The sequence below is a fragment of the Spirosoma arcticum genome, assembly GCF_054779955.1.
This window is the reverse complement of sequence record NZ_BAAGXG010000055.1, coordinates 1-1,521: the sequence shown is the minus strand read 5'-3', so window position 1 is coordinate 1,521 and position 1,521 is coordinate 1. Positions and strand designations below refer to the sequence as shown.

Sequence of the window (1,521 nt, the reverse complement as noted above, 5' to 3'; positions counted from 1 at the left end):
ATTACTTGCCGCAAATTGCCGGAATAATTGGCCTATCAGGGTATGCGCTCCTTTTTGTGGGCCTGCTGAAAACTAAAATCGAGCAGAGTTTTGCCGCATTTATGCTGTGGGCCATGCTCGATATTATTGCCACGATAACGACAACTCTGGAAGATGGCAATTATTGGCTTGCCCTCGGAAATGCCGTTGGCTCGACGGCCATTACTGGCTTGCTGGCCATAAAAAGACAAGTTATGTGGTCGTGGATTGAAACAATGACGGCCGTTCTCGTATTGATCTGCCTGGTTATCTGGTTCGTGGCTGGAGAAAAAGCCGGACTGGTTGCCAGCAGCCTAGCGGTTGTCGTGGCCAGTATCCCCCAAATGGTGACTACCTATAAAAAGCCACAGACAACGCCGACGGCGATCTATGTCGTATTTTTAATAGCCGCTATATTGTCTTTTATCGCGGGTAAAGCCTGGACCATCGACCAGCGTTTTTATTCGGGTTGTGCCGTGTTTCTGTGTTCAGTAATCGTAGTATTCTCGTTGAGAAAAGTGCATAAACCAGTATCGTTAAACACATTCCTGTAACACCAACTAAAAAAGCAAAACGAGTTGAATTATCAGACGTTAATCAAAAGAAAAGCCATACTCATAACTCGTGGAGTATGGCGGCCAGGCGTTCAGGCATGGAAAAAAACGGGGAGTGGCTGCTGGCTAATTCGTACACTTTCTGACAAGGCACATTTTGGACCAAGCTGCTTTTATCTGAGTCTTTTGCCTGCGTACAAAGAATATACACTTTGGGAATTACTCCGTAGTGAGCATCCGTCACGGTCACCGGTGTATCTAAGCACACTATCTACTGCCAGCCGATATGCGCTTTGGCAAACGCTACATCGTCGGCTGAACAGTCGTGGTAGAAAAGTTGGCTAACCAGCTCAGGCTTAACCATTGTTGTTTTTTGTCTTCCGAAATAATCTGGCTTTCGGCCAGCAATGGCCCCGACACGGTTTTGCCTGCGGCCTTGTTTTGAGTAGCTGCTTTTTCCAGCAAGGCCAGTACCGATTCACCGTTCTGGGGCATAAAGGCGTCTAAAAACACCAGTTTCGCTACCTTTTCTTTCCCCAATAGTTTAGCGGCCTGCGCCACCACCACGCCCGCCATCGAGTGTCCCACTAAAATTACCGGGCCGGTTTGGGCCTTAGCTACCTCAACCACTTTTTTACGTAATCATCAAGAGTGACGGTCGCAGGCGGGGTTTTATCTACACCGTGGCCGGGCAAGTCGGGGACCAGTACCCGGTTGCCGTTCGCTTCCAGCAGTGGTGTTACTTTCTTCCAGCACCAGGCCCCGTGCCAGGCTCCATGAACCAATACGAAAGTGATCATCTTACTTGGAATAGTAGCAAGGGTATTTGTACTCCCCGCTGTTGAACGTATTGATAAGTAATTAGGCAAATTTAGAATAGATCAACTATTTTAGCGGCATGAGCCGCAAAGAAAAGCATATTGATCTTGTTGAAGCCGAGCTGATTACC

3 protein-coding genes are annotated in these 1,521 nt (G+C 47.9%); 1 reads left to right on the top strand and 2 read right to left on the bottom strand.

From position 1 onward, the window contains the following. A partial coding sequence (locus tag ACYVHB_RS32815; RefSeq protein WP_461056304.1) for a hypothetical protein occupies positions 1-572 on the top strand: 572 nt, incomplete at its 5' end. Positions 573-875: 303 nt separating this feature from the next. Here the strand turns inward: ACYVHB_RS32815 and ACYVHB_RS32810 are convergent. Next, positions 876-1,202: an alpha/beta fold hydrolase gene (locus tag ACYVHB_RS32810; protein WP_461056302.1), complete on the bottom strand. Its 327-nt coding sequence runs from the start codon at positions 1,200-1,202 to the stop codon at positions 876-878. Then, on the bottom strand, positions 1,190-1,372 hold the full coding sequence (locus ACYVHB_RS32805; RefSeq protein ID WP_461056300.1) for an alpha/beta fold hydrolase: 183 nt from the start codon (positions 1,370-1,372) through the stop codon (positions 1,190-1,192). The genes ACYVHB_RS32810 and ACYVHB_RS32805 overlap by 13 nt, the downstream gene beginning before the upstream one ends. Between the last annotated feature and the right edge of the window lie 149 nt (positions 1,373-1,521).